At 53.5% G+C, this 6,663-nt stretch carries 6 protein-coding genes; 3 read left to right on the top strand and 3 right to left on the bottom strand.

Annotated elements, in window-relative coordinates; genetic code table 11:
• Together D5S03_RS01190 and D5S03_RS01185 are read right to left on the bottom strand one after the other, a co-directional pair.
• Positions 1 to 223, bottom strand: a 223-nt coding sequence (locus D5S03_RS01190) for an LON peptidase substrate-binding domain-containing protein (RefSeq protein ID WP_287042432.1), incomplete at its 3' end; no start/stop codon positions are given.
• A gap of 137 nt (positions 224 to 360) precedes the next feature.
• Positions 361 to 831 carry a methylated-DNA--[protein]-cysteine S-methyltransferase gene (locus tag D5S03_RS01185; RefSeq protein WP_287042431.1) on the bottom strand — a complete coding sequence of 157 codons (471 nt, stop codon included), beginning with the start codon at positions 829 to 831 and terminating at the stop codon, positions 361 to 363.
• A gap of 487 nt (positions 832 to 1,318) precedes the next feature.
• On the opposite strand from D5S03_RS01185, the gene D5S03_RS01180 reads away from it, so the two are divergent.
• Positions 1,319 to 3,025, top strand: a complete 1,707-nt coding sequence (locus tag D5S03_RS01180) for an FAD-dependent oxidoreductase (protein WP_287042430.1) — start codon at positions 1,319 to 1,321, stop codon at positions 3,023 to 3,025.
• Between the two features lie 50 nt (positions 3,026 to 3,075).
• Here D5S03_RS01180 and D5S03_RS01175 read toward each other — a convergent pair whose 3' ends face one another.
• Complete coding sequence (locus tag D5S03_RS01175; RefSeq protein ID WP_008869615.1) at positions 3,076 to 3,528, bottom strand: metal-dependent hydrolase; 453 nt, start codon at positions 3,526 to 3,528, stop codon at positions 3,076 to 3,078.
• A gap of 531 nt (positions 3,529 to 4,059) precedes the next feature.
• On the opposite strand from D5S03_RS01175, the gene D5S03_RS01170 reads away from it, so the two are divergent.
• Both D5S03_RS01170 and D5S03_RS01165 read left to right on the top strand, forming a co-directional pair.
• Positions 4,060 to 5,469 carry a sensor histidine kinase gene (locus tag D5S03_RS01170; RefSeq protein WP_008869613.1) on the top strand — a complete coding sequence of 470 codons (1,410 nt, stop codon included), beginning with the start codon at positions 4,060 to 4,062 and terminating at the stop codon, positions 5,467 to 5,469.
• A 45-nt stretch (positions 5,470 to 5,514) separates the two neighbouring features.
• Positions 5,515 to 6,663 (top strand): cache domain-containing protein (locus D5S03_RS01165; RefSeq protein ID WP_287042429.1); only part of this gene is annotated, 1,149 nt, incomplete at its 3' end.

Below are 6,663 nucleotides of genomic sequence, written 5' to 3'. Positions count from 1 at the left end.
TGTCTTCGGGGCCAGGCTTTTCCGTCTTGGGGTCATTCTGGGTCACCAGGAATATTTTTTTGTTGTAGTTGTTCAACGCGTGTTCAATGGCCTTGATGGAAGAATCGCGTCCCACCAGAAGGGGAATAATGGCCTTGGGAAACATGACCACTTCGCGCAGGGTCATCAGGGGCAGTTTTTCACCTTTGGGGGTTGATTTTCCGGCATTGGTCTTTTTTGTCATTAAGGCACCTCTTTATTGAGTTTTCAAGGGGGTTAAGTTCCCCCTTGCATGGATGTTATATTCAGACAGTTTCAATACTAATCACTGGTCCTGGTTTTGGCAACATGAAAGAGGCCTTTGTTTTAACCCTGGGTTTTTCATAGAATAATATCCTCCAGGGCCAGCAGCTTTTTTTTAAATTCAGTTCCGCAGGAAAAACCTCCCAGACCATTGTCAGCCTTGATTACCCGGTGACAGGGAATGATGACCGGCCAGGGGTTGCCGGCCATGGCCGTTCCCACTGCCCGGACCGCCCCGGGGTTGCCGGCCATGGCGGCCAGCCGGGAATAGGTCACGGTGGTGCCCCAGGGTACAAGCCGGAAAAGTGTCTTCAGGACTCTGGCCCTGAAGGGCGGAATTTTTTGCCAGTCTAATGGAAGCTCCTGGTGCAGTGGCTCCCGGTGCAGGTAATACCTGTAGAGGTTTTTAAGGGTTCTGGAAGGTTCTGGTGATGTTCTCATGCAATTTGTGGTCCCTGAGTCCGCTGGTTGCAGAAGCGTCTTTTCCATGCGGTTTTTTTTCCAGATAAGGACCAGGGTGAAATCCGGGTGAATGAGATATTCCTGCATGGTGCGAGGTTAAAGCTGCAGGGAAAAAGGTGCAAGAAAAAACTGACATGGTGCAGAAGAAGTTACCTGATGGCCACCCTGGGACGCGTGGCAGGCAGTTGACCGTGCAGAGAATCGCGGCAGGGTGGGTGGAAGGCGGAAAGCAAAGAATTGCCCTGCATCCGGTTAAAGCTTGCTGTCTGCGTCTCGACCTGTTGCATTGACATCAGGTGAGGTGGGCATAGGGCTGGACACAATCGCAATTAACCTTTATTTTTGAGTACAAATTTGGTACAAAGGCGGTTGTCTTCGGGTTTTTCATTTATGTATACCACGTCCGTGTAACCATTCAGGGGGGCTCGGTGGTGGCTACTGGGACTCACGCCTCTGGCGTGACTGGGGACTGTCCCCGGGCCGTTTTCTGCGCTCCCTGAATGGTTACATGTCCGTGAGGATGGGATACAGGGATAATAATGCTTTGGAAAACCTTAAAACTTAAGGAGCAGATATGAGTCAGCAGGTAGTGATTATTGGAGCGGTGGCCCTGGGACCCAAGGCCGCCTGCAGGCTGAAGCGCCTGGAACCGGATTCCAGGGTGATCATGATCGATGAAAATGAGATAATTTCCTATGGAGGCTGCGGCATACCCTATTATGTGTCCGGGGATATAAGCGATGCCCAGGAATTGCAGTCCACTACCTTTCACATGGTCCGTGACGTTGATTTTTTCCGGGATGCCAAGGATGTGGAGGTGCGCACCCGGACCAGGGCCCTGAGCATCGACCGTATGGCCAAAAAGGTGCACGTGCATGACCTGGAAAAGGATGAAAAGTATTACTTAGATTATGACAAGCTGGTTCTGTCCACAGGCAGCAGTCCCCGGAAGCTGCCCCTGCCCGGTACGGATTTGCCTGGAGTGTATGCCATTTCCGGGCTGGAAGAAGCCATCAGGCTCAAGGAGCAGATCAGCCAGAGCGGCGTGGAAAAGGCTGTTGTGGTAGGGGCCGGGCTCATCGGCCTGGAAATGGCCGAGGCGCTGGCTGACTTGTGGGGAATCGAGACCAGCGTGGTGGAGATCGCTCCCCAGGTACTGCCCGGGTTTATCAGTCCGGATATGGCCAGGATGGTTGCAAACATCCTGCAAGAAAACGATATATCCCTGTATACCGGGGAGCAGGTCAAGGAAATCTTCGGCGGGGACAGGGTCAAAGGCGTCAGGACGGACCAGAGGGAGCTGGAAGCCGACATGGTGGTTATGGCTGCTGGAGTTGTCCCCAATGCGGACCTGGCCCGGGAGGCCGGTCTGGAAGTCTCTCCCCAGGGCGCAGTAGTAGTGGACAGACACATGCGTACCTCGGATGAGCATATCTTTGCCGGTGGAGACTGCGTACAGCTGCAGAACCTGGTCACCGGCAAACCGGGCTATTACCCCATGGGCTCCATGGCCAACCGCCAGGGCCGGGTCATCGGGACCAACCTGGCTGGAGGCAGTGATGAGTTCCCCGGAGCAGTGGGCTCTTTCGTGGTCAAGCTTTTCGATCACGCTGTATCCGGTACTGGGCTCAGCATTGAAACCGCATCCAGGCAGGGTTTTGATGCTGTCAGTGCCTTTTTGACTCAGTTCGACAAATCCCACTTCTACCCGGAAAAGGACCTTTTGTACCTGGAACTGGTGGTGGAGAAGGGCACCGGGCGTATCCTGGGCCTGCAGGGGCTCAGTACAGGCGGCGACAGCCTCAAGGGCCGCATAGACTGTGTTGCCGCCCTTCTGCCAGGTAAGCCCACCACAAAGGACCTGAGCAATCTGGAGGTTTCCTACTCGCCTCCCTTCGGCTCTGCCATGGATGCTCTGAACAGCCTGGGCAATGTGGCTGAAAATATACTGCAGGGCTTCAATGAAGGCCTGAGGCCTGCAGAATTTGCTGAGCTGTGGGAAAAACGGCAGGACAAAGACGTGGTTTTCCTGGATTGCCGGGACGAGGACAATGCCAGGCCGTTTATGGATAAATATCCTGAAAAATGGAAGAACGTTAAGGCCGAAACCCTGGACTTGAACCTGGACAAGGTGCCCCAGGCCGAAACAGTGGTTCTTCTGTGCAACAACGGGGCGCGCTCCTATGAAGCCAGGCTCAAGCTGGCCAGGCATGGAATCACCAATACCCTGAACGTGCACGGAGGCATGTCCATGATCAAGAAATGGGGCGTGGATATCTAAGGGCTCGTTTTTTAGGCCGGCCTGTAGCGGGCCGGCCTGCCTGTAAGCAATCAGGCCAGTTGCCGGTCCAGTACAAGATGAGTGAAATAACCGAATACCGAGGCCAGATAGTATGGCAGGAGGACCTGCCAGGCCACGCTGTAAAATATGACCGGCAGCAGAAAAACGGCCAGGGGGATGGCCAGCATGGCCCACCAGGTATGGATGAATCCCCTGTGCCTGGCCACCACCGGGAGCATGGCCAGAAAACCCAGGATGGCCGCCCAGCGGTAGTATCCAAGAACCATCAGGGTCAGGTTGATTATCAGCAGCAGGGAGTAAAAAAACTTCTGCCCCCTGGAGTCGGTGTCCACATCCGGAAACAGCGCCCCCAGGACCACGCAGCCCATGAGCACCAGGGCCTGCCAGGGCTCGGGGCGAAACCAGGCCAGCCAGTTCACCGCGGCCAGGGCCCCTGCCCCCAGAATGACAGCACCAGCTATATGGCCCTTATATCCGGGCATGCCGTTTCCTTTACAAATATTTGACTGCAGGACGTCCCGGGATAAGAACGGTCTCTTCCTGCAATTTTTGAACGTGCTTCCAGGGGTTCCGGCTTTTGCCGGGCCCTTCCTGCCGATTTAAAAGCTTTTTGCTCTTACCTGTAATTGCGCTCCGTGTCTACTGCATATAACATGCTGAAATTATTTATTTTTTATTTGAGTTTTCTTTTGACTTGCTTAAACATGCCGTGTAATAATATCTTCAGTAAGTTTACGCTCAGGATACACTTTACCCCCGCACAGCCGGATTTGTGCAGCTGTATCTGTTTACCTTTCCAGGAAAGCAGGGTTGAGGCCCCCATGCCACACCCAAAGCGCTGTCTGAACAGATACGAACAGCTTGCCTGTAAACTGGGCCGGGGTACGGCTGTATTTATATGAAATGCAAAAACCTGAACCCGTGAAGTTCTTCTGGACCGGTCCATTTTCACTGATTCAGGCAGGAAGATAACTATAGAAAGACTGTGCATTTATCTATCCCCGGAAAATTATATGTCAGAAGAAATAAGTATTAAGGAAATTACCAACAGGTGCCTGGAGGAGTCCCGGGCTTTCAAGGTCCAGAAGAGGCTGCTGGAAAAAATCGATGATTATGCAGATTATGCCTTCAGCCCCATCCAGAGTTCCGCGCTCAATGTTTTTTTTGATCTCTCCCAGGAGTATGAATCCTTTCACGATCTCCTGGCCGTGTGCGTCCTGGTGCCCAAGGTCTTTTTCAACCTGGAGTGCAACCTTTTTCTTTTGCGGGAGAACCGGGTGGAAATGGTGGCCACCTGCAAGGGCAACTGCCCGGAGGTCACCGAGGGCAGAATGGACAATCTGCAGATATGCCCTGAGCCCCAGGTAATAAAAGATTGTCTGTACCTGCCCATCAAGGCCAACAGGGACATGCTGGACCAGCTTCCCTTCAGTCTGCCCCAGGGGCTTATCGGGATGCTGGAGGTATACCCTGCCCGCAAGATAAACGAACACGGCCGGTTCTTTTTTCAGAAATACGCCAACAGAGTGGGTTTTCAGCTGCACATGCGCATGATCAGCTGGAAAAACGAGGAGCACCTGCAGTTCATCAACTCCCTGGTCAAGGATATTGGTCACAATGTTATAGTGCCCAACATGTTTTTCAAGATTTTTTACCGCCGCCTGGAAGCGCAAATAAACGCCCTGGGAAACCTCAAAGATGATATGGCCGCCATTGCGCGGGCAGCCGGGGACGACCCGGATAAAGGCCTGGTCGATTCCCGGGAACTTCTCCCCCGCCTGGAATATATCCACAACGGCCTGCGGGAGCAGTACAGCGAGATACTCAATCATTACGAGCAGACCAGCCTTTTTCTGGAAACGCTTCTCAGGCGCAGTCATTTCGAACAGGGCAAGTATGTCCTGGAAAAAAAGGTTTGCAATTTCAAAAGCCAGATAATAGATCCCCAAGTGGAGCGTTTTACGCCCCAGTTCAGGGAAAAGGGCATTGACATCGCCCTGGCCGGAGTGCCGGACCAGGAAATCGAGGTGGTGGTGGACAAGGGGCTTATCAGCCAGGTCTATGCCAACCTTTTTTCCAACGCTGTCAAATATACCCGGGAAGTAACTGATTTTTCCGGCCACAAGGCCAAGTTCATCTCTTACGGCTGGGAATACAAGCCTGACTATTTCGGGCCGGAAAAGCCGGGCATCAAGCTCAACGTATTCAGTAGCGGACCGCACTTGAGCCCTGAAGAGCAGGCCAGCCTTTTCCGGGAGGGCTTCCGGGCCGGCAATGTGGGCAAAGAACAGGGAACAGGGCACGGCCTGTTTTTTATCAAGGAAATCGTGGAAATGCACGGCGGCGAAGTGGGATATGAACCAACCCCGCTTGGCAACAATTTCTTTTTTATCCTTCCCCTTACCGAATCCGCGGACTACTGACTTTAGCCTGCTAAAACAGCTGCATTATTTATTTCAGACAATTTTATGCGCATTCAAAGCAAGATTTTTATCCCCTTGATCCTCCTGGTGCTTTTTTTCACCTCGGTGGCCTTTTATGCCTCCACCCTGCAGCGCGGTCATATGGAAAAGTCCGGGGCTGAGAGGCTGGCCCTGGAGAATCAGGACAAAATTGACCAGGTCGTCAGCATAATGGAGCTGAGCGCCAGGGAGCAGGCAGCCATGTTCTCGGCTCACCCCCTGGTGAGAGAGTCTCTGGAAACGGCCGCAGAAGGAGACATGGATGATCCTTACGATCTGCGCGTACAGGAGGCCAGGGAATTTTTGAGGCATGGCCTGCAGGATTTTATGCAGGGGTACAGCCGGATGCTGGGAGAAGACAAGCCTCTGCGTCTGCACTTTCATCTGCCCAATGGGCGCAGCCTCCTGCGCAGCTGGCGGGACAAGAATGTACTCTTAAACGGTCTGCAGGAGGACAGATCCGATGATCTGACTCCGTTTCGAGGCACGGTGAACCGGGTAATGAAAACACAAAGGCCGGTTACCGGCATCGAGGTGGGCAGGGGAGGACTTGTGGTCCGGGCTGTTCTGCCTGTTTTGTCCGAAAACGGAGAATACCTGGGTTCAGTGGAGTCCCTGTCCCGGTTCAGTGATGTCTGGGAAGACCTGGAGCTCAAGCACGTCAGTCACCTGAACATGTTCATGAACAAAGAATGGCTGCACCTGGCCCCGGAGATGCATGACCGGGATACTTATCCCCGTTTGAACGAGAGCTTTATACTGGCTGCAGGCGAGGGCGAGGAAGAGATAATGCAGGCCCTCAATGTCCAGGATCTGGAGCAGGGAGAGCAGGGTCTGCACGTGCGCATTGAAAAGGGGTATGCCGTTGCTGCCTTTCCCATTGTGGATTACAGTGGCAATGCAGTGGGTGTATCAGCACAGTTTCTGGACATAAGCCAGCAGCAGTTCAGGCTGGCCTGGATGAACCGCCTTCTGTGGGGCACTCCTCTGGCCATTATGCTGGTTTTTCTCCTGGTGGGGCGTAACGTGGTCCAGCAAAGCGTAATAGAACCCATCAGCCGTATCCGGGAGCAGATACAAGGTATCCAGGAAAATAAAGAAAGCCTGGGCCGGCGGCTGGATCCCGGGTCCAGGGACGAACTGGGCCAATTGACC

The sequence above is a fragment of the Desulfonatronospira sp. MSAO_Bac3 genome (assembly GCF_003838035.1).
Lineage (GTDB): Bacteria > Desulfobacterota > Desulfovibrionia > Desulfovibrionales > Desulfonatronovibrionaceae > Desulfonatronospira > Desulfonatronospira thiodismutans.
This window is presented reverse-complemented; position numbering and strand designations above follow the sequence as displayed.